This is a genomic window from Citrobacter sp. Cf087, from assembly GCF_030334285.1.
Taxonomy (GTDB): domain Bacteria; phylum Pseudomonadota; class Gammaproteobacteria; order Enterobacterales; family Enterobacteriaceae; genus Citrobacter; species Citrobacter freundii.
Genome location: NZ_JAOWED010000030.1, coordinates 186,009 through 206,381, shown reverse-complemented (window position 1 = coordinate 206,381; position 20,373 = coordinate 186,009). Strand labels below are relative to the sequence as shown.

The following is a 20,373-nucleotide window of genomic DNA, read 5'->3' as shown; positions in this document are numbered from 1 at the left end:
TTTGTTTACCTCTACTCTGAGTGTAGCGAAAGTTGTCTTTGTATAATAAGTGACCAGATCAAGGTTGCGTGCATAAATGTGCGTCAATGAAATGTGTGTGTCGCATGTCTGGCCGTATATGTATATGTGAGCAAAATTGTAAGACAGATATCTTCATTAATACGTGTAATCGAAAAACAGAAAAGGGTTCTTTTTTATGTGTTTTCATTATATATTTAATTATATAACGATTGTCACCAAAGGATTAATTTCAGCAGCTTTTAATCGTTATCAAACTTTTATTCTGATGTTTGTGTGATTAATAGTTAATCAAACTTTATGTTTGGTTTAAAGTTCTAATTTTAAACGAAATTTGATATTTACATTTCGTTCTCATTAATTATGCGAGCCCCTTCAAACTTACCTATTGGCTGATTCTTATTTCTCTCTTCGCTTGATGAATATCAATAAGTAGCTGCTTTAGTATATTTATTGTCTACCTCTAAAAGGGTATTCGTCTGATGGAAATATAAGATGAGAAAAATAAATAAAACTATCATATGGACGATGCTGCTGTGCATTGTTCTTGGTGCAGTTATTGTTTTGGCAGGGCAATGGACATTGCACAAAACCTCGAGCACGGAATTTTGTTTGTCGTGCCATACGATGCAGGCACCTTACGAGGAATATACCGGCTCGGTTCACTTCCAGAATCAGAAAGGCATTCGTGCAGAGTGCGCGGACTGTCATATCCCGGAGGGCGGGCTGGATTATCTGGTGGCTAAGCTGCGGGCCTCAAAAGATGTTTATCACCAGTTCATAACCAAAAAAATCGATACCCCGGAAAAATTTGAAGAACATCGTCTGGAGATGGCGCAAACCGTCTGGGCACAGCTCAAGGCGAGTGATTCTGCGACCTGCCGTAGCTGCCACAGTATGGACGCCATGGATCTTGCTGCACAAAGCGCGGATGCCCAGAAGATGCACAAAATGGGCATCGCGGAAAAGCAAACCTGTATTGATTGCCATAAAGGCGTCGCCCATTTCCCACCTGAAATAAAAATGGATGACAGTGCGCTTAAAGGGCTTGAAGCGCAGTCAGCCTCTACTCCAGCCTCGGCAACTGAGCTTTATGCCGTAAGCAATACCGCGCTTGGCGATCTGGGAACCGTTTACCCGGCAACAAAAATGCAGGTTCTGAAAACAACGGACAACGCACGACTGGTCGAGATTCGCGGTAGCCAGATGCAAGGAAGTGAACAGGTTATTTACTACGCAGCAGGGCAGCGTTTGATTCTTGCCAGCCTGAGTGAAAAAGGTCAGCAGTCGCTGAAGATCCTCTCCGACTGGAAAAAAGATGACTACGGCAATGCGTGGCGAGATGTCGTGCTGCAGGGCGAATGGAGCGGTTCCGCTCTCGCCAGCCGCGAACCCATGTGGGATTACGCACGCAAACTCGACAATGTGTACTGCGCGGGTTGTCATGCGCCAATTCCGGCGAATCATTTCACGCTCAACGCCTGGCCTTCTGTGGCAAAAGGGATGGGTGCTCGTACCAATATCAGTGAAAACGAACTGGATATCCTGAGCCGTTACTTCCAGTACAACGCGAAAGACATGAACAAATAAGCGATAAATCAGGAGAAATCATGAAACTCACAAGACGTGACTTTATCAAGACGGCTGGCGCGGCAACCGGGACAATGGCGATTTCTTCGGTGATCCCAATGCCGGCCTGGGCCGAAGGCCAGAATGGCGGGGCAATCCTGACGGCAGCACGTTGGGGTGCGGTATACGTGGAAGTAAAAGACGGCAAAGTGGTTTCCTCAAAAGGTGCGTTGCCGAAAACGGTGCCGAACTCATTACAGCAAACCGCGCCGGATCAGGTTCATACCAATATCCGCGTTAAGTATCCGATGGTGCGCAAAAGCTATCTGGAAAACCCGGGTAAAGCGGATGGTAAACGTGGTAACGATCCTTTCGTGCGTGTGAGTTGGGAACAAGCGCTGAAGCTCATTCACGAGCAGCATAGCCGGATCCGTAGCAGCTATGGCCCGTCCTCAATATTTGCCGGTTCCTATGGCTGGCGCTCCAGCGGCGTTCTGCATAAGGCGCAAACCCTACTGCAACGCTATATGAGCATGGCCGGTGGCTACGCCGGTCATACCGGAGATTATTCAACCGGGGCCGCGCAGGTGATCATGCCTTACGTTGTGGGATCGGTTGAAGTCTATGAGCAGCAAACCACCTGGCCGATGGTGCTAGAGCACAGTCAGGTCGTGGTGCTGTGGGGGATGAACCCGCTCAATACCCTCAAAATTGCCTGGAGCAGCACGGATGAACAGGGGATTGAATACTTTAATCTGCTGAAAAAATCAGGGAAAAGCGTCATCGCCATTGATCCGATGCGTTCTGAAACCATCGAGTTCTTTGGTGATAATGCGACCTGGATTGCGCCACATATGGGGACCGATGTGGCGATGATGTTAGGGATCGCCCACACGCTGGTGAAGAAAAATCTTCACGACAAAGCCTTCCTGGAAAAATACACCACTGGATATCCGCAGTTTGAAGAGTACCTGCTCGGCAAGAGCGACAAAATTGAGAAAACCGCCGAGTGGGCATCTGGCGTGTGTGGCGTGCCTGCTGAGCAACTGGAAAAGCTGGCGGAAATTTTCTCCAGCAACAAAACCATGCTCATGGCAGGCTGGGGGATTCAGCGTCAGCAATACGGTGAGCAAAAACACTGGATGCTGGTGACTCTGGCGGCGATGCTGGGGCAAATTGGTACCGAAGGCGGTGGTTTCGGGTTCTCTTATCACTATTCTAACGGCGGTAACCCAACACGCACCGGTGGGGTATTGCCAGCAATTTCCGCCAAAATTGAGGGGGGATCATCTGCGGGCAACGACTGGGCGGTTTCCGATGCGGTGACCAGCCTGCCGGTAGCGCGAATTGTCGAGGCGCTGGAAAACCCAGGCGGCAAATATCAGCATAACGGTAAAGAGCAAACCTTCCCGGATATCAAAATGATCTGGTGGGCGGGTGGCGCTAACTTTACCCATCATCAGGATACCAACCGCTTAATCAAAGCCTGGCAGAAGCCTGAACTGGTTGTCATCTCTGAGTGTTACTGGACCGCAGCGGCCAAACACGCCGATATCGTTCTGCCAATCACCACCTCGTTTGAACGTAACGATCTGACCATGACCGGTGATTACAGTAACCAGCATCTGGTGCCTATGAAGCAGGTCATCGCGCCGCAGTTTGAAGCGCGTAGTGATTTTGACGTATTTGCCGATCTGGCTGAGATGCTCAAGCCGGGTGGTAAGGCGGTCTACACCGAAGGCAAAGACGAAATGGCGTGGCTGAAGCAGTTCTATGACGTCGCGCAAAAAGCCGCCCGCGCCCAGCGTGTCGCCATGCCTCAGTTCAACGCGTTCTGGCAGCAGAATAAACTGATCGAAATGCGTGAGAATGAAAAGAATAACAAATATGTGCGCTACGCGGATTTCCGCAGCGATCCGGTGATGAATGCGCTGGGAACGCCGAGCGGCAAGATAGAAATCTACTCGAAAACGATTGAAGGCTATCAGTATAAAGACTGTCCGCCGCATGCGTCCTGGATTGAACCGGATGAATGGAAAGGAACTGCGGATAAAGATCAGCTGCAGCTACTGACGGCGCACCCGGCACATCGTCTGCATAGCCAACTGAACTACGCGTCGCTGCGTAAAGAATACGCGATTGCCAATCGTGAACCGGTGACGATTCATCCGGATGACGCGAAAGCCAGAGGGATTGTCGAGGGCGATCTGGTTCGTGTATGGAATGCTCGTGGACAGGTTCTGGTGGGGGCGCACGTCAGCGACGGTATCAAACCGGGAATCATCTGTATCCATGAAGGCGCATGGCCGGATATTGAAAACGGTATCTGTAAAAATGGCGGTGCGAACGTGCTGACGGCGGATATCCCAACCTCACGGCTGGCGAATGGCTGTGCGGGGAATACCAGCCTTGTATATGCAGAAAAATTCACCGGTGAAGCGCCAAAACTCACCGTCTTTGATGAGCCAGCAATTGTCACCATGTAATGATGATGGCTGATAAACGGGGGCCGTAAGGCTCCCGTTTTTTATTACTGTTTGGGCAACGTTTTACTGTTGTTACTCAGCCAGTTCAATCACATCTCCCGTTGCCGGGGCGTCAGTTCCCGGTAGCCACAATCGACCCCATGAACCAGTGCAATGACAGCCGAGTAGTTTTTCGGGTTGTTGTTGCTTAATAAATTGTCGGGTCCGCCATAGCTTAGCGGGGGAGGCAGCACGTAAATGAAACCCACCGACCAGGGCATAAATTTGGTTAACCCCTGTGATTTTCTGGCAATGGCGTACGATGTTCTCTATTCCCCGATGCCCGCAACCAGTAATGATGACTAACCCGCGTTCAGATTTATAAATCAACACGCCTTCGTCACTGATGTAATCTGGTTGGAGTGTTTTCTCGCTAATTACACCATAGGATTGTGGCGTGGGAACGCTAATTTCCCCGGACCACAAAAAGCGATCGCTGATAGCCAGCGGCTCGCGGGTGTATTCCATGATGAATCGAGAGTAGTTGTTATCACGCGAGAGTTTTTTAATTTTTCGTGGTGTTCCCGCAACCGTAACTGAGGCGTATCGTTCACAGGCTATTTGGGGATGACAAATGATACGGCTGTTATCCGCAAGCCACGGCACGCCGCCGCAGTGATCGTAATGGCCGTGCGACAGCACCACGGCGGTTAAGTGCGTCAGGTCCACGCCCATTTGTGCAGCGTTATGCATGAAGCTGCCATCCGGCCCGGTATCAAACAATATTGTGGTCGTTTCATCCTGAACTAACAGACTTAATCCAGGCTTTGCCAGTAATGTTTTTCCAGCGCCAGCAGCACGTCGGTTTTCAAGCAGCACCGTGAGGGTCAAAGCCATGTCTGACTCCAGTATTAAAACAGCATACTGTAATGCATGGCTTTTGAGGGTGCTGTGATCGCAGCGCTCTTTAGCGGTATCTGTTATTCACGCACAATTTTGCCAGCGTTTCCTGCATCGCTGTCATTCCAGCTACCGCGACCATTTGTTTTAATGGTGTAAGTGGCATAACCGACGCGGAAGGTCATCGTATCCTTATAGGTATTTACGTCACGCACTTCCTTACCATTGACGTAAACGCCGGAATCTTCGACGTGAATATCAACGCTGCGTTGACCATTGGCAAATTTGGCCACGTAATTTCCGCTGAATTTGCCATCAATACCCGCATTATCGTGGTTATCCCGGCCTGTGGTATTTTGCTGCTCTTCACCATGGCGATGATGACGATTTTGCTGGCTGTTATCGCTCTCGATAAAGCCATGATCGTGGTTCCACTGATAGGATTTGTTCACATCACAACCATTGAGTTCGCTCATTTGCGTACAACCTGAACGTTCATATTTTTTCTGCATTGCCGGGGTAATTGCATATGCCGTTGTGGCCGTTGTCAGACCAAGGACCAGGAGGGTCAGCAGACGTTTATTCATTTTTCACTCACTATCATCATTAAGTTTATTTATAGGAACACGAACTTTTTGGCTGTCATTTTTACGACGATGGCAGTCTCCCATTAAATATTAACGACGCATACCAGGGGGAATCCTAATTTATAATTAGGGTGAGGTGATAAATGTTGTGATACGCAACATAATAAGTAGTTGATTTACGATTTTTATACAATCTGAATAAAGAGTTAAAAGGTTTTTACTTTTTAATGGAAGATTTAATGAATTATTAATGTTGACATTAACGATGAACAAGGATGCAGGCTTGTATATAAACAGGCCTGCACGGGGAGAGTAGTCCACAATATTCAAACTTAGCGTATTTATGGATATTGTCGTCAATACAGCTCGTCTTTACCCTTGAGTGGAGATCTGTGCGCGGTGCTGCTCGGCCTGTATCTCATGAGCAAATGAATGGCCGTTATTTACTGATTGGTGAACAACCATTGCTTTTTCATGTTTATTCATTTGTGAAAATGATTGCGCATTGGTTGGTGTTGACGATGAATTATTTGCCTGCGAGGCGTGTGCCTGCGCCATTTGTTGATGTGCAGAGGCATCACTGTTATTCATCATTTCATGAGCCATTACGGCCTGTTGATGCACTTTAGGTGTTTCTGCCGCATTAACGCCAACTGAAATAAAAAACGCGATAGCTAAAAAAGAGGACATCTTATTCATCATATTTCTCCTGTTTGGGTTTACGGAAGAAAGTATAATTAATGGGGACTGTCAGTGGCGTGACAGGATTATGACGGTTGTGTCAGAGAATAGGTGATGACAGGTATAAACGTCATCACCATAAATTACATCGCGTGCTTGGGAAGCGTCAGAATAAAGCGAGTGACATAAGGATCGGAAGTTACCGAGACTTTTCCGTGATGGGCAATCACAATCGATTTCACAATCGCCAGACCAATACCGCTGCCTTCGCCTTTACGCTGCCGTGAAGGGTCCACTCGATAAAAGCGGTCAAAGAGTCGCGGAAGATGTTGCGGGGGAATGGGGGGGCCGGGATTCTCAACGACTATCTGGACCAGACCATCCGCCTCTTTCACCCGCACGGTTACCGACTCACCTTTTGGCGTATAGCGCATGGCATTTGACAGCAGGTTACTCATTGCCCGGCGTAACATTAATGGGTCGCCTGAAACCCAGCATGCGCGTCCTTCAAACCGTAAACCAACCTCACGCTCCTCTGCCCAGGCTTCGAAAAAGTCGAACACTTTACCGACCTCATCAGCCAGATTGAGCGCTTTTTTTTCTGGGATCAGCTGATTGTTATCTGCCTGCGCCAGAAACAGCATATCACTCACCATTTTCGACATACGGCCAAACTCTTCGAGATTGGAATACAGCACATCTTCCAGTTCTTTTTGGGTGCGGGTCTGGCTGAGCGCAATTTCCGTTTGGGTGACGAGGTTAGTTATTGGCGTGCGGATCTCATGGGCAATATCCGCCGAGAAGTTCGACTGACGTTTAAATACGTCCTCGATGCGTTCGAGCATGTGATTAAACGAACTAACCAGTTGTTCCAGTTCAATAGGCACAGCCTGCGGATCGAGACGGACATCGAGATCTTTCGAGGTGATATTTTGGATGCGACGACTAACATTACGGATCGGTTCATGGCCTTTGTATACGGCGAACAGCACGATAAAAACAATCATGATGCTAATCAACGAAGCCGTCATAATTAACTTGTTTTTCAGATCGTTAATATAGTGCAGGTGAAAATCGATCGATAACGCCAGATACAGCGTATATGCTGGTTTTCCATCGGCAAGTTTTCCTACTGGCAGACGAATCATTCGCCAGTTAGACGATGTTTTCTGTCCGTGGATATGTCTGGAGGTTTGCAGTGTAGGGCCTGAGATAATAAAAACGTCGCTGGCATGAGCATTTTTATCCGGCCTTGCGCTGGCGATAAATTGCCGAAGATCCGGCGCATTGGGCGAATGAAAAATGGCCTTCTGGTTGCTATCTACCAGAGAAATAATGACGTTCGAGTAACCCGCCACCACATTTTTTAGCGTTTCCAGTCGGCGTGATTCTGGCTCGTTAGGTTGGTTAATAATCCGCTCCAACGTGGTGCTAATCTCTTGTAAATCATTGATGTCCTGCTCGGCGAAGTGGACTTTCACGGAGTGGATCATTATCCATGCAAAGGCGAAAAATGACGCAATTGTCGCCAGACTGATAAAAAAGGTTAGTCGTGTCGCCAGTGAAAAAGGGCGCCGCCATCGTTTACTGGCCATCAGGAACCTCAAGCATATATCCCACGCCGCGCACGGTCTGAATCAGTTTCGGCTCATAATCGTTATCAATTTTGGCGCGCAGACGCTTAACGGCGACATCGATGGCATTAGTATCGCTGTCAAAATTCATATCCCAGACCTGGGAGGCGATCAGCGAGCGGGGTAAAACTTCCCCCTGATGGCGCAGGAAAAACTCAAGCAGCGTAAACTCTTTGCTGGTCAGAGTGATGCGCGTACCGCTGCGGGTAACTTTTCTGCTGACCAGATCGACCATTAAATCCGCGACCTGAAACTGGCTTTCGACAATCACCGCCGCGCCTCGACGCAACAGCGTTCTGACCCGTGCCAGCAGTTCGGCGAAGGCAAACGGTTTAACCAGGTAATCATCAGCACCCAATTCCAGACCTTTAACCCGATGTTCAATGGTACCCAGCGCGGTGAGGAGAAGAATGGGCATTCCTTTGTTGGCGGAACGCAGCATCCGCACGATATCCCAGCCGTTTACATCCGGCAGCATGATGTCGAGTATGAGCAGGTCGTAATCGCCGGTCATCGCCAGGTGATACCCGTTCAGGCCGTTATCCGCTAAATCCACGACAAAACCCGCTTCCGTCAGGCCTTTTGTCAGATATTCACCGGTTTTTTTCTCATCTTCGACTATCAAAACCTTCATCGCATTCTCCTTCACGCACGGGTTGTGCGGACTTTCAATTCTAGGGAAGCGGGATCGGATAGCAATCGGTTATTGGGAAAATGACAGTTTTGTCATTTTCCTGTCACCGGTTAAACAGAGTCACTTAGTTAAAGTACAGCACTATAAATTCCTACACATTTTAGGGACATCAGTCCGGTCAGGACGAGAAGAACTATGAGCAAATTTAAGCTTCTTACTCTCAGCGCTATATTCGTGCTCGCCGGTTGTTCATTGGCGCCGGACTATCAGCGCCCGGCTTTGCCGGTGCCGCAGCAATTTTCTTTAAAACAGAATGCCCTGGTACCGGCTCCAGGTGAATATCAGGACACGGGCTGGCGGAGCTTCTTCGTTGACTCCCAGGTAAAGGCGCTGATTGGCGAGGCATTGGTTAATAACCGCGATTTACGTATGGCTGTGCTAAAAGTTCAGGAAGCGAGAGCGCAATATGGCGTCACGGACGCTGACCGCTACCCGCAACTCACGGCTGGCTCCAGTGGTACTTACAGCGGTAAATTAAAAGGTGATAGCAGCACCGATCGTGAATTCGAAGCTGGACTCAATCTTAGTTTCGACCTGGATTTCTTTGGGCGGCTAAAAAATATGAGTGAAGCTGAGCGACAGAATTTCTTTGCCAGCGAAGAAGCGCGTCGGGCGGTGCATATCTCATTAATCTCCAACGTGTCGCAAAGTTATTTTAATCAGCGTCTGGCTTACGCGCAGTTGCAAGTTGCTGAAGAAACGCTGCAAAACTACCAGCGCTCTTACGCTTTTGTAGAGAAGCAACTGGTAACCGGTAGCACCAACGTACTGGCGTTGGAACAAGCGCGCGGTGTGATCGAAAGTACGCGTAGCGAAATTGCCAAGCGTAAAGGTGATCTGGCGCAGGCCAATAACGCGCTGCAGTTGTTGCTGGGTACATACGGGAAATTACCTGATGACCACGCGCGCAGCCGTGGGGATATTAAACCGGTAACGCTGCCGCCATCGCTCTCGTCGCAAATACTGTTGCAGCGCCCGGATATTATGGAAGCTGAGCACGGATTATTGGCGGCAAATGCCAATATCGGTGCTGCGCGAGCGGCATTTTTTCCGTCTATAACGTTGACCAGTTCCGTGTCCAGTAGCAGCAGCGATCTTTCCAGTTTATTTAATGCCGCCAGCGGCATGTGGAATTTTGTCCCCAAAATAGATATTCCAATATTCAACGCTGGACGTAATCAGTCCAATCTCGACCTGGCAGAAATTCGCCAGCAACAGTCGGTAGTGAATTACGAACAAAAAATTCAGAACGCGTTTAAAGAAGTGGCGGATGCACTGGTGTTGCGCCAAAGCATTGCCGATCAAATTAGCGGGCAGCAGCGTTATCTGGATTCATTGCAAATCACACTACAACGCGCCAGAGCGCTTTATCAGAATGGTGCAGTTAGCTATATCGAAGTATTAGACGCAGAACGTTCTTTATTCGCTACGCGGCAATCGCTGCTCGATCTTAATTACGCCCAACAGGTTAATGAAATTAAGCTGTTTGCTGCCTTAGGCGGCGGTTGGGTGGAGTAATCCTTAATATTAACCTTTCAGGAGCATCAATTATGAATACGACCGCCAAAGCTGTGCTGTTTAGTCTTTTCTCTATGATCATGTTTAACGCTCAGGCCAATGAGCATCAGCATGGTGAGATGATGAATATGCAGCCAGCGGCTCAACAGGAACAACTCATTAGCGCTACCGGGGTGATTGAAGCTGTTGATATGGAAAGTAAAAAGATTACGATCAAGCATGATCCTATTCCTGCGGTGAACTGGCCAGCCATGACGATGCGTTTTACACTGGTTGCCGATACGAAGGCTGATGATATTAAGCCAGGCGATAAGGTCGCGTTTACGTTTGTTCAGCAGGGAAATCTCTCTGTATTACGCGATATTCACATCAGTAAATAACGTTCTCGTTGGTCTCTTTTATTCTTGCCCGGTTTTTTGCGAACGCGGGTGAGACTATCGCGCAATGGAAATCACTATGGCGTCTTTAAATATTAAAAATACCGCGCTTATTCTCGCTGGCATGATTGCCGGTGGGGTTATTTCTGTCGGTATTTATACTTATTATTCATCCGCAAAAGCAACGGCCGAAACCGGGCAGGCTTCGCCAAAAGAAGCCAGAAAAGTGTTGTTCTGGTACGACCCCATGTACCCAAACACGCGTTTTGATAAACCGGGTAAATCGCCATTTATGGATATGGATCTGATCCCGAAATATGCCGATGAAGAGACCGCGAACGCGTCATCACCAGGCGTGCGCATCGATCCTACACAAACCCAGAACTTGGGGCTGAAAACAGAGCCAGTGCGTCGTGGACCACTGCACTACGCGCAAACTTTCCCGGCCAACGTTAGTTATAACGAATACCAGTTTGTTATTGTCCAGGCACGCTCAGCGGGCTTTATCGAGAAGGTTTACCCACTGACCGTGGGGGACAGAATTAAGCAAGGCGCGCCGCTGATCGACCTGACTATCCCCGATTGGGTTGAGGCGCAGAGCGAATATTTATTGCTGCGAGAAACTGGCGGCAGCGCGACGCAGGTGGAAGGAATTCTGGAGAGATTACGTCTGGCTGGAATGCCTGAAGCGGATATTCAGCGTTTAAAATCGACGCGTAAAATTCAGACCCGCTTTACCCTGAAAGCGCCTATTGATGGGGTGATCACCGCATTCGATTTGCGTATTGGTATGAACATTTCCAAAGACAATGTGGTCGCGAAAATTCAGGGTATGGACCCGGTATGGGTCAGCGCGTCGGTCCCGGAATCTATCGCCTGGCTGATTAAAGACGCCTCGCAATTTACCATCACCGTGCCCGCCTGGCCGGATAAGCCTTTCACCATCAGCAAGTGGAGTATCTTACCCAGCGTTGATGCTACCACGCGTACGCTCCAGCTCCGTTTACAGGTCGATAATCCTGACGAGGCGCTCAAGCCCGGGATGAATGCTTACCTGCAACTGAAAACACAAAGCGAGCCAATGCTGCTGATCCCGTCTAAAGCGCTAATTGATACGGGTACCGAGCAGCGGGTAATCACCGTTGATAACGAAGGTCGATTTGTGCCGAAACAGGTTGCGGTATTCCATGAATCTCAAGGACTGACGGCTATCCGCTCCGGCCTGACCGAAGGTGAAAAAGTGGTTTCCAGCGGTCTGTTCCTGATTGATTCCGAAGCGAATATCTCTGGCGCACTGGACCGTATGCGCGCCCAGAACAGTAAGACGCAAGACGCAGCCTCCATGCCAGCCCAGGCGACCCATTCACACTGAGGATATGATAAATGATTGAATGGATTATCCGCCGCTCGGTGGCAAACCGTTTTCTGGTGATGATGGGGGCGCTGTTTCTCAGTATTTGGGGAACCTGGACCATCATCAATACCCCGGTTGATGCGCTGCCCGATCTCTCTGATGTTCAGGTGATCGTCAAAACCAGCTATCCGGGTCAGGCGCCGCAAATTGTTGAAAATCAGGTGACCTACCCGCTGACCACCACCATGCTGTCGGTACCGGGCGCGAAAACTGTGCGTGGTTTCTCGCAGTTTGGCGATTCCTACGTGTACGTCATTTTCGAAGATGGTACCGATCCTTACTGGGCGCGCTCGCGCGTACTGGAGTACCTCAACCAGGTTCAGGGAAAATTGCCGGCTGGCGTTAGCGCGGAAATGGGACCGGACGCTACGGGTGTCGGCTGGATATTTGAGTACGCGCTGGTGGATCGCAGCGGGAAACACGATCTGGCGGAATTACGTTCTCTTCAGGACTGGTTTTTAAAGTATGAGTTAAAAACGATTCCCAATGTGGCGGAAGTCGCCTCGGTAGGCGGCGTGGTTAAACAGTATCAGGTCGTTATCGATCCGATGAAGCTGACGCAATATGGCATCAGTCTGGCGGACGTGAAATCGGCGCTGGATACGTCGAATCAGGAAGCGGGCGGCTCATCTGTTGAGATGGCTGAAGCGGAATATATGGTCCGCGCCAGTGGATATCTGCAAACGCTCGATGATTTCAATAATATAGTCCTGAAAACAGGGGCCGACGGTGTACCTGTTTACCTGCGCGATGTGGCGCGCGTACAGATTGGGCCGGAAATGCGCCGTGGGATCGCCGAACTGAATGGCGAAGGCGAAGTGGCGGGCGGGGTGGTTATTCTGCGGTCCGGTAAAAATGCGCGTGAGGTGATCTCCGCGGTTAAAGCCAAGCTCGATACGCTGAAAAGTAGCCTGCCGGAAGGCGTAGAAATAGTTACAACATACGATCGCAGTCAGCTCATTGACCGCGCCATTGATAACCTGAGCTACAAGCTGCTGGAAGAGTTTATCGTTGTTGCGCTGGTGTGTGCATTGTTCCTGTGGCATCTGCGTTCTGCGCTGGTGGCGATTATTTCCCTGCCGCTGGGGCTGTGTATCGCGTTCATCGTGATGCATTTCCAGGGGCTGAACGCCAATATCATGTCGCTGGGGGGCATTGCCATTGCCGTCGGGGCGATGGTCGACGCCGCCATCGTGATGATTGAAAACGCCCATAAGCGGCTGGAAGAGTGGGGGCATCAGCATCCGCATGAAAAGCTGGATAACGCAACGCGCTGGAAGGTCATTACTGACGCCTCGGTAGAAGTCGGCCCGGCATTGTTCATCAGCCTGCTGATTATCACATTGTCGTTTATCCCTATTTTCACGCTTGAGGGGCAAGAGGGGCGACTGTTCGGGCCGCTGGCGTTCACCAAAACGTATGCCATGGCAGGTGCGGCGTTTCTGGCCATCGTGGTTATTCCGATCCTGATGGGATTCTGGATCCGCGGAAAAATACCTGCAGAAAGCAGCAACCCGCTTAACCGTTTCCTGATCCGTATTTACCATCCGCTATTGCTGAAGGTATTGCACTGGCCCAAGACCACCATTCTGGTGGCGGTGCTTTCAATACTGACGGTTATCTACCCGCTGAATAAAGTCGGTGGCGAATTCCTGCCGCAGATTAACGAAGGTGACCTGCTGTATATGCCTTCGACATTGCCGGGGATCTCAGCGGCGCAGGCAGCGGACATGCTGCAAAAAACCGACAAGCTGATCATGACCGTTCCGGAAGTGGCGCGCGTGTTTGGTAAAACCGGTAAGGCAGAAACCGCAACAGACTCCGCACCGCTGGAAATGGTTGAAACGACGATCCAACTGAAGCCGCAGGACCAGTGGCGTCCGGGGATGACGATGGACAAAATCATTGCCGAGCTGGATAAAACCGTACGCTTGCCGGGACTGGCGAATCTGTGGGTTCCGCCGATTCGTAACCGTATCGACATGCTCTCTACGGGGATCAAAAGCCCAATTGGCATTAAGGTGTCAGGTAACGTTCTGGCAGATATCGACGCCACGGCGGAGCAAATTGAAGAGGTGGCCAGAACCGTGCCGGGCGTCTCTTCAGCACTGGCTGAGCGCCTGGTCGGGGGGCGCTATATCAATGTGGATATTAATCGGGAGAAAGCGGCCCGGTACGGAATGACCGTCGGCGCGGTGCAACTGTTTGTCACCTCAGCGGTCGGAGGCGCAATGGTCGGCGAAACTGTGGAAGGGATTGCACGTTATCCGATTAACCTTCGCTATGCGCAGAGCTATCGTGATAGCCCGGAAGCGCTGCGTAATCTGCCCATTCTGACGCCCATGAAACAGCAAATCACGCTGGCAGATGTTGCAGATGTGACGGTGGTTTCGGGCCCTTCGATGCTGAAAACCGAAGATGCGCGACCAACCAGCTGGATTTACATCGACGCCCGCGATCGTGACATGGTCTCAGTGGTGAACGATCTGAAAAAAGCGATCGCTGAAAACGTACAGTTAAAACCGGGGACCAGCGTGGCGTTTTCCGGGCAGTTCGAGCTGCTTGAGCGCGCCAGTCATAAGCTCAAACTGATGGTGCCGATGACGCTGATGATAATCTTCGTTCTGCTTTATCTGGCCTTCCGTCGCTTTGGTGAAGCGCTGCTGATTATCACCAGTGTGCCTTTTGCGCTGGTGGGCGGCATCTGGTTCCTTTACTGGATGGGGTTCCATATGTCGGTTGCAACCGGAACCGGATTTATCGCCCTGGCAGGTGTTGCTGCGGAGTTTGGCGTGGTGATGCTGATGTACTTGCGCCACGCTATTGAAGCCGAACCTGCGTTGGAAAATCCGCAAACCTTTACGGCGGATAAGCTGGATGAAGCGTTATATCACGGTGCTGTGCTGCGCGTGCGCCCGAAAGCGATGACCGTGGCGGTGATTATTGCAGGTCTGTTACCTATATTGTGGGGGACGGGAGCTGGCTCAGAAGTCATGAGCCGCATAGCCGCGCCGATGATTGGCGGCATGATCACCGCACCATTGCTCTCTCTGTTCATTATTCCGGCCGCTTATAAGCTGATGTGGCTGCACAGGCATCGCCACCAAAAGTAATGCCCTGAAGCGCTCGTCTGCCTCGGTTTTACTGCCGAAGCAGGCGTTGCGTTATACCGTCAACGCTTTCACGCGTTTGCGGTACTCGCCCGGCGTGCAGCCAAATTCCCGTAAAAAGACTTTATGAAACGACGATTCGCTGGCGTAACCCACCGACTCGGCAATAACGATTAACGGCTGTGTACCGCGCGATAGCATCTGGGCTGCGAACTGCAGGCGCAGCGCGGTTAACACCGCCAGCAGCGTGGAGTTTGATACTTCACGGAATAGCTGTGCGAAGCTGGCCCGCGACATATGTGCTCGTTTTGCCAGTTCTTCGACGGTCCAGGCAAAAGCCGGTGACTCCAGCATCATGAATACAACGGATCCAAGCCTGGGGTGCAGCAGTAAATTCAGCACATTTTTAGCGGGTGTCGACTGGGCGAGCCACTCGCGAACGGTTAACGCGAACAGCGTAGCGCATTGCTGGCTGCAAACGATGCTGGAGCCAGGCAGGTCGTTGATGTATTCCTCCTGCATTAGCGCAATCATGGCCTTCAGCCAATGGCTGACGGGGCTGTTCTCCCCAGGCGCCAGTAATAATACTTCCGGAAGCGCGGTTAAAAAATAGCGTGAAGATGCCTGTAATCGCAGGCTCCCGCAGACAATATGCGTTTGTTCTTCCCCTGTCTGGCACAGACGATGCGCGGAGTTTTGCGGCAGAATGACTATTGTTCCAGGGCGTAATGTGGAAGATGTTCCGTCAGGCATATCCAGTTGAGCGAATCCCTGGGTTACCGTATGCCAGCGAATAACGGACAGTTCACCCGCCGCATGCGGCAGTTGCCAGTCCCTGCTCAACAGGCAGTTTTGATCAATCGAGCCCTGCGGGTCGTTAAGCATAAGTAATCGGCTAAGTGCGTCCATGAAGACTCCTGGGCAGTTTTTGCTAATGCTAATTGAGATGACAGCAACGCTATCACACATAATTTTATTAATAATTTTATGGTATTAGTTTAATTTCTCAATAAGTTGAGTGGAAGGGAAAGAGCGGTTTTTTAGACGATTTGACAGTAATTGGCGCGTTATGGATACATTGTTCGTGCATCGCTAAACCTATAATTCAGTTCAACAAACGAACAGTGACATGGCGGAGAGACAGCATGAATCAGTATCAGGCGATTGTTATCGGATTTGGTAAAGCGGGTAAAACGCTGGCGGCAACACTGGCCAAAACGGGTTGGCGGGTAGCGATTATTGAACAGTCAAACACCATGTATGGTGGGACATGCATCAATATCGGCTGCATTCCCACCAAAACCCTGGTACACGATGCTGAACTTCAGCATGACTTTGCCGCAGCGATGCAGCGCAAGACCTCCGTTATCAGTTTTCTGCGCGATAAAAACTTCCACAATCTTGCCGATCTGGAAAACGTGGATGTGATTGAAGGTCGTGCTGAATTCATTGATAACCATACAGTGCGGGTCGTACAGCCAACAGGTGAGGTTGAACTGAGCGGCGAGAAAATCTTTATTAATACTGGTGCCCAGTCAACGATTCCGAACGTTGAGGGATTAACCACGACGCCTGGCGTATTTGACAGCACCGGGTTGTTGAATTTGACGCAACGTCCCGAGCGTCTGGGCATTTTGGGCGGTGGGTATATCGGCGTTGAATTCGCATCGATGTTTGCCAACTTTGGTAGCAAAGTCACTATTTATGAAGCAGCTCCGCAGTTTTTGCCTCGTGAAGACCGGGATATTGCTGACACTATCGCCAACATTTTACGCGACCAAGGCGTTGAGCTGATCCTCAATGCCAACGTGCAGTCTGTCTCCTCTCACGATGGTGCAGTACAGCTGCACATGCCGGAAGGTACCCAGACGGTGGATGTGCTGCTGGTGGCATCGGGTCGCAAACCGGCGACTGAAAATCTGCAGCTGCAGAATGCGGGTGTAGATGTAAACGACCGTGGTGCCATTATTGTAAATAAATATCTACGTACCTCGGCAGATAACATATGGGCAATGGGCGATGTCACTGGTGGATTACAATTTACCTATATCTCGCTGGATGACTTCCGTATTGTGCGCGACAACCTGCTAGGCGAGGGGGTACGTAACACGGGTGATCGTCAAAATGTACCATATTCCGTCTTTATGACGCCGCCGCTTTCCCGCGTCGGAATGACTGAAGAACAGGCTCGTGCCAGTGGTGCGGCGGTGCAGGTCGTGACGTTGCCGGTAGCGGCTATCCCGCGTGCGCGGGTGATGAATGATACCCGTGGCGTACTTAAAGCGGTGGTGGATAGCGAAACGAAACAAATATTAGGTGTGTCGCTGCTGTGCGTGGATTCTCATGAAATGATTAATATCATCAAGACGGTTATGGATGCGGGGTTACCTTATACCACATTGCGTGACCAAATATTTACCCATCCAAGCATGAGCGAATCACTAAACGATCTCTTTTCTCTCATTAAATAATAATAGCGTAGTCTACATATTTGCCCCACCCGTGTGGGGCTTTTTTATTTGTTTTTATACTTCCTGATACTAATTGACAGTTATTTTGGCGTTACGGATGAAATAAAATAAAGTGACATGTTTTATTATATTTCCACTGAAATAACTTGTTAATGGGAATAGAAATGAACATGTTTAAAACTACGTTACTAATGACTGCATTACTGACTGCTCCGGTGACATTTTCCGTGTTAGCGCAAACCGAGGTTGCCCACGTTAGCGTATCAGCTGTGTCTGGCACTCCTTCCGTGGTGGAAGATGCCATTGCGAAACTGGCACAGGAAAAGAAAGCGACTTCCTGGAAAATTACCTCAATGCGTATTGATAGCAGCACTCACGCAACGGCAATTTTGTACAAGTGAGGAGAGCTGGAATGGAAAAATATCTTCGTATATTGGGCAAAGGTGATAGGGTTGGATTAACCTTGATTCGCCTGAGTATCGCGATTGTTTTTATCTGGATTGGGTTATTAAAATTTGTACCTTACGAAGCCGACAGCATTACGCCGTTTGTCGCCAATAGTCCGGTAATGTCATTTTTTTATGAGCATCCAGAAGAATACAAACAACATTTAACCCACGAAGGTGAATTCAAACCGCAGGAGCGTGAATGGCAGACGGCGAATAACACGTATACGTTCTCAAATGGCCTGGGCGTAGTCGAAGTTCTTATCGCTTTGCTGGTGCTGGCTAATCCTGTTAGCCGTTGGCTGGGATTAATTGGCGGCGTTCTGGCATTTGCCACACCAATTGTAACTTTATCATTTTTAATAACCACACCAGAAGCATGGGTGATGCCGCTGGGTGATTTACACCACGGATTTCCGTACTTGTCAGGCGCTGGACGGTTGGTGTTAAAAGATACGTTAATGTTGGCGGGAGCTGTGATGATCATCGCGGATTCTTCCCGATCAATTATTAAGCAAAAGTATTGAATTTTTAACGTTGTACCCTCTGCAAGACAGTAAGCCACTATAGTTCGATTCGGTAATTACCGGGCCAGCAGGATGCTGGCCTTTTTTCTGCCCTAAGGGAAATTTATGTTATACATGAAATACAATGATTCGCTTTGCCACAATAACCAGTCGGACTTATATTACTGATTAATAATATAGTGAAGTAAGCATCTTCTTTCTTCTTTCGATAGCGCACCAGTTCGCATATTGCGTAGTTCCTCCATCAAAACCCATTCATTTTTCTCTGTTTTTTTCTGTGCAATTCTTGCTATTTGTTATCTCAAAATGACACTTTAAAAAAGATTGTTATTCACTTTTGTTATAATTAAACAACACGTTCGCATGGTTTTAGGCATGACTTCAGCTAGAATTAACTTTGATTAAATGTTTTTACGTATCAATAAATGGCTAAAGATAGTTAAAAACTTAATTTTTAATCAACTGTTCGACATGGAATCCACTATGGTAATTAAGCACCAGGGGTGGATGCTGATCTCGCGTTTTGTGAGTAACCAAACGCGGGACATATCTTAAATATGGAAATAAGGGTTTTAGAATGAGCTTTGGATTAGCAAAGGAAGATAAGTTTGAAATCATAACTACCCTTCGTGAAGAGCTGCACAAGAAAACGAAACTGGAAGTGTTATGTGAAAACAGTAGCGTTATCACGCAGTTAGAGAAGGTTGATTTCGAGCGGTTTGTTATCTCCTGGCACGAAGACATTGTTCCTGAAAAGGTCCAATACTTTATCCTGCACAGCGAAAGCGGGATTGTGAAATTTAGTGCCAGATTCGAGCAAACCCCATCAGCAGGTGCAGAAGTAGGATTATCCTACCTCATACCGGATTTGATTTTCTTTGCCCAGCAGAGACAAAATCAGCGTTTTTCCTTCATGAAGGGGTATGACTTTTTCTGTTTTGGTCGTTACAAAAATGGAGAAAACTACTCTTTCAAGATTAAAAATATCTCGCAGGGTGGTTGTGCGTTAATCGTTCAAGATGTAAACGCCCGTTTTCTTTATAAAGATGCGGTGATTAAAAATGCATCTCTGGATTTCGATACATTTGGCTGTTTACAACTGGACTTAAAAGTGATCGATGTCGTCCTGATCAATGAGTTTGATGAGGATAACCAGTTGTATTCCTGTCATCAGATCTCGTGTGAGTTTGATTTTAAAAATCGTCGTGAAGAGACTGAAGTCGAGAAAATTATTATTAAATTTTTAATGAGTAACAAGATTAGAAGCTTATAAGGAACGGTGAACAGGATGTTGATGTGTGGCAGTGATAATTTTGTGGGCAATGGTATGTTTGCCTACCTCACCAGCAAACATGTACCGATACAAACATTCCAGTTTGAGGATATGTTGCATCAGTCATCATTATGCCAGCATCAAACCATGGTTTTTAATATCATCGATAATGAACATGCGTGTTCGGACATTGTTCAGTTTTTGAATAAAAACCGATTCAAATTTTATAATAACGTCGTGGTGATTGTTGCTGATAGTTTGGTGGCGAAATTATGCGTAGAGTTATTATATGTCGAAAAAATAATAGTTTTGACTGAAAAATCTTCATTGCGTGATTTTGGTCAATTGGCGACATTATCAGTCGGGAAATGGAACCCCCGACTGTATCGTTCGCAGAAAAGATTAACCGAAAGAGAGCAGCAGATCCTGAACTTACTGGTAAGTGGTTATACAGCCAAAGAAATTTCTGAGTTAGTTAGCCTGAACTATAAAACGATTCAGGCACATAAGATGAGGGTCGTCGCCAAGCTTGGCCTGACCAATACCTCTGATTTAAATAAGTTAATTGTCAGATTTACCCATCGTATGTCTTTTTTACCCTAACCTGACCATTCTTTTCTGATGTAATACACCTAATAGTAGATACAATTCGGGAGTGATTTTGACTGGTTTTTAATGTTATGATTTGT

The 20,373-nt window shown here is 48.6% G+C and carries 17 protein-coding genes; 11 read left to right on the top strand and 6 right to left on the bottom strand.

Features of this window, described 5'->3' with window-relative positions:
- Positions 1–513: 513 nt before the first annotated feature.
- Both OGV57_RS14835 and OGV57_RS14830 read left to right on the top strand, forming a co-directional pair.
- Entirely contained in the window at positions 514–1,608 is a 1,095-nt protein-coding gene (locus OGV57_RS14835) for a NapC/NirT family cytochrome c (protein WP_003835730.1), read from the top strand.
- 20 nt (positions 1,609–1,628) lie between these two features.
- Entirely contained in the window at positions 1,629–4,073 is a 2,445-nt protein-coding gene (locus OGV57_RS14830; RefSeq protein ID WP_003021928.1) for a trimethylamine-N-oxide reductase 2, read from the top strand.
- A gap of 72 nt (positions 4,074–4,145) precedes the next feature.
- Here the strand turns inward: OGV57_RS14830 and OGV57_RS14825 are convergent, their stop codons facing one another.
- The 5 genes from OGV57_RS14825 to cusR all read right to left on the bottom strand — a co-directional run bounded on the left by OGV57_RS14825 (position 4,146) and on the right by cusR (position 8,488).
- A complete protein-coding gene (locus OGV57_RS14825; RefSeq protein ID WP_003021931.1) occupies positions 4,146–4,949 on the bottom strand; it encodes an MBL fold metallo-hydrolase in 804 nt (267 codons plus the stop codon).
- An 83-nt stretch (positions 4,950–5,032) separates the two neighbouring features.
- Positions 5,033–5,539, bottom strand: coding sequence for a hypothetical protein (locus OGV57_RS14820; RefSeq protein ID WP_016149744.1), 507 nt, complete (start codon positions 5,537–5,539; stop codon positions 5,033–5,035).
- Positions 5,540–5,911: 372 nt separating this feature from the next.
- Positions 5,912–6,238 carry a PcoE/SilE family metal-binding protein gene (locus OGV57_RS14815; RefSeq protein ID WP_054528167.1) on the bottom strand — a complete coding sequence of 109 codons (327 nt, stop codon included), beginning with the start codon at positions 6,236–6,238 and terminating at the stop codon, positions 5,912–5,914.
- Between the two features lie 125 nt (positions 6,239–6,363).
- A complete protein-coding gene (locus OGV57_RS14810; RefSeq protein WP_003835722.1) occupies positions 6,364–7,815 on the bottom strand; it encodes a Cu(+)/Ag(+) sensor histidine kinase in 1,452 nt (483 codons plus the stop codon).
- Entirely contained in the window at positions 7,805–8,488 is a 684-nt protein-coding gene (gene cusR, locus OGV57_RS14805) for a copper response regulator transcription factor CusR (RefSeq protein ID WP_003021940.1), read from the bottom strand. The genes OGV57_RS14810 and cusR overlap by 11 nt, the downstream gene beginning before the upstream one ends.
- Positions 8,489–8,683: 195 nt before the next feature.
- Here cusR and OGV57_RS14800 point away from each other — a divergent pair, with 195 nt between their 5' ends.
- The 4 genes from OGV57_RS14800 (at position 8,684) to OGV57_RS14785 (ending at position 14,970) form a co-directional block, all read left to right on the top strand.
- Positions 8,684–10,066, top strand: coding sequence for an efflux transporter outer membrane subunit (locus OGV57_RS14800; protein WP_032936921.1), 1,383 nt, complete (start codon positions 8,684–8,686; stop codon positions 10,064–10,066).
- Between the two features lie 32 nt (positions 10,067–10,098).
- The gene (gene cusF / locus OGV57_RS14795) at positions 10,099–10,446 is read left to right on the top strand and encodes a cation efflux system protein CusF (protein WP_016149747.1); all 348 of its coding nucleotides are present in this window, start codon (positions 10,099–10,101) and stop codon (positions 10,444–10,446) included.
- A gap of 76 nt (positions 10,447–10,522) precedes the next feature.
- Positions 10,523–11,815: an efflux RND transporter periplasmic adaptor subunit gene (locus OGV57_RS14790; protein ID WP_054528168.1), complete on the top strand. Its 1,293-nt coding sequence runs from the start codon at positions 10,523–10,525 to the stop codon at positions 11,813–11,815.
- Positions 11,816–11,826: 11 nt separating this feature from the next.
- Positions 11,827–14,970: a CusA/CzcA family heavy metal efflux RND transporter gene (locus OGV57_RS14785; RefSeq protein ID WP_003835712.1), complete on the top strand. Its 3,144-nt coding sequence runs from the start codon at positions 11,827–11,829 to the stop codon at positions 14,968–14,970.
- Positions 14,971–15,021: 51 nt separating this feature from the next.
- Here OGV57_RS14785 and rclR read toward each other — a convergent pair whose 3' ends face one another.
- Complete coding sequence (gene rclR / locus OGV57_RS14780) at positions 15,022–15,876, bottom strand: reactive chlorine-specific transcriptional regulator RclR (RefSeq protein ID WP_286531335.1); 855 nt, start codon at positions 15,874–15,876, stop codon at positions 15,022–15,024.
- Between the two features lie 236 nt (positions 15,877–16,112).
- On the opposite strand from rclR, the gene rclA reads away from it, so the two are divergent.
- The 5 genes from rclA (at position 16,113) to OGV57_RS14755 (ending at position 20,287) form a co-directional block, all read left to right on the top strand.
- The gene (gene rclA, locus OGV57_RS14775; RefSeq protein ID WP_032936916.1) at positions 16,113–17,438 is read left to right on the top strand and encodes a reactive chlorine resistance oxidoreductase RclA; all 1,326 of its coding nucleotides are present in this window, start codon (positions 16,113–16,115) and stop codon (positions 17,436–17,438) included.
- A gap of 170 nt (positions 17,439–17,608) precedes the next feature.
- Positions 17,609–17,839, top strand: coding sequence for a reactive chlorine resistance periplasmic protein RclB (rclB, locus tag OGV57_RS14770; RefSeq protein WP_003021959.1), 231 nt, complete (start codon positions 17,609–17,611; stop codon positions 17,837–17,839).
- 11 nt (positions 17,840–17,850) lie between these two features.
- Positions 17,851–18,411 (top strand): reactive chlorine resistance membrane protein RclC, encoded by a 561-nt coding sequence (gene rclC / locus OGV57_RS14765; protein WP_016149749.1) that lies wholly within the window; start codon positions 17,851–17,853, stop codon positions 18,409–18,411.
- Between the two features lie 577 nt (positions 18,412–18,988).
- The gene (locus OGV57_RS14760; RefSeq protein WP_286531333.1) at positions 18,989–19,684 is read left to right on the top strand and encodes a flagellar brake protein; all 696 of its coding nucleotides are present in this window, start codon (positions 18,989–18,991) and stop codon (positions 19,682–19,684) included.
- Positions 19,685–19,705: 21 nt separating this feature from the next.
- A complete protein-coding gene (locus OGV57_RS14755; RefSeq protein WP_008319941.1) occupies positions 19,706–20,287 on the top strand; it encodes a helix-turn-helix domain-containing protein in 582 nt (193 codons plus the stop codon).
- Positions 20,288–20,373 lie beyond the last annotated feature (86 nt).

Bases quoted from the DNA above. Each gene is read 5' to 3' on its own strand.
- OGV57_RS14835 (WP_003835730.1), top strand. From the start codon at position 514: ATGAGAAAAATAAATAAAACTATCATATGGACGATGCTGCTGTGCATT.
- OGV57_RS14830 (WP_003021928.1), top strand. From the start codon at position 1,629: ATGAAACTCACAAGACGTGACTTTATCAAGACGGCTGGCGCGGCAACC.
- OGV57_RS14825 (WP_003021931.1), bottom strand. From the start codon at position 4,949: ATGGCTTTGACCCTCACGGTGCTGCTTGAAAACCGACGTGCTGCTGGC.
- OGV57_RS14820 (WP_016149744.1), bottom strand. From the start codon at position 5,539: ATGAATAAACGTCTGCTGACCCTCCTGGTCCTTGGTCTGACAACGGCC.
- OGV57_RS14815 (WP_054528167.1), bottom strand. From the start codon at position 6,238: ATGAATAAGATGTCCTCTTTTTTAGCTATCGCGTTTTTTATTTCAGTT.
- OGV57_RS14810 (WP_003835722.1), bottom strand. From the start codon at position 7,815: ATGGCCAGTAAACGATGGCGGCGCCCTTTTTCACTGGCGACACGACTA.
- cusR (WP_003021940.1), bottom strand. From the start codon at position 8,488: ATGAAGGTTTTGATAGTCGAAGATGAGAAAAAAACCGGTGAATATCTG.
- OGV57_RS14800 (WP_032936921.1), top strand. From the start codon at position 8,684: ATGAGCAAATTTAAGCTTCTTACTCTCAGCGCTATATTCGTGCTCGCC.
- cusF (WP_016149747.1), top strand. From the start codon at position 10,099: ATGAATACGACCGCCAAAGCTGTGCTGTTTAGTCTTTTCTCTATGATC.
- OGV57_RS14790 (WP_054528168.1), top strand. From the start codon at position 10,523: ATGGCGTCTTTAAATATTAAAAATACCGCGCTTATTCTCGCTGGCATG.
- OGV57_RS14785 (WP_003835712.1), top strand. From the start codon at position 11,827: ATGATTGAATGGATTATCCGCCGCTCGGTGGCAAACCGTTTTCTGGTG.
- rclR (WP_286531335.1), bottom strand. From the start codon at position 15,876: ATGGACGCACTTAGCCGATTACTTATGCTTAACGACCCGCAGGGCTCG.
- rclA (WP_032936916.1), top strand. From the start codon at position 16,113: ATGAATCAGTATCAGGCGATTGTTATCGGATTTGGTAAAGCGGGTAAA.
- rclB (WP_003021959.1), top strand. From the start codon at position 17,609: ATGTTTAAAACTACGTTACTAATGACTGCATTACTGACTGCTCCGGTG.
- rclC (WP_016149749.1), top strand. From the start codon at position 17,851: ATGGAAAAATATCTTCGTATATTGGGCAAAGGTGATAGGGTTGGATTA.
- OGV57_RS14760 (WP_286531333.1), top strand. From the start codon at position 18,989: ATGAGCTTTGGATTAGCAAAGGAAGATAAGTTTGAAATCATAACTACC.
- OGV57_RS14755 (WP_008319941.1), top strand. From the start codon at position 19,706: ATGTGTGGCAGTGATAATTTTGTGGGCAATGGTATGTTTGCCTACCTC.